This window comes from Pseudomonas sp. HY13-MNA-CIBAN-0226, assembly GCF_040310305.1.
Lineage (GTDB): Bacteria > Pseudomonadota > Gammaproteobacteria > Pseudomonadales > Pseudomonadaceae > Aquipseudomonas > Aquipseudomonas gregormendelii.
Genome location: NZ_JBEOPS010000132.1, coordinates 1 through 309, shown reverse-complemented (window position 1 = coordinate 309; position 309 = coordinate 1). Strand labels below are relative to the sequence as shown.

At 67.0% G+C, this 309-nt stretch carries 1 pseudogene; it reads left to right on the top strand.

Annotated elements, in window-relative coordinates:
* A pseudogene (locus AAEZ05_RS28095) lies at positions 1–309 on the top strand (poly-beta-1,6 N-acetyl-D-glucosamine export porin PgaA); the annotation flags it as partial.

The window sequence follows — 309 nt, the reverse complement described above, 5'->3', positions numbered from 1 at the left end:
GCCTTTATCCGCGCCGGTGACAAACCCGAAGTGGCCCGCGAATACATCGTCGCCCTGCAAAAGGCGCGGCTGCCGGAGCCGGCACTGCGCCTCTCAGCCAAGCGCCCGGGGTTGGTGGACGCCGTCACCCAGCGCCGCCTCGAAGGTGACCTTGCCGCCGAGCGTGTGCGCATGGCCGAGTTCGCCACGCGCAGCGAAAAGGAACGCTACGTTATCGCTGACCGTGCCCTGCAGGACTACGACAAACTGATCAGCCGCTGGGCCCCCGACGCCACAGCCAAGGACGATGTCATCCGCTGGCGCATCGAC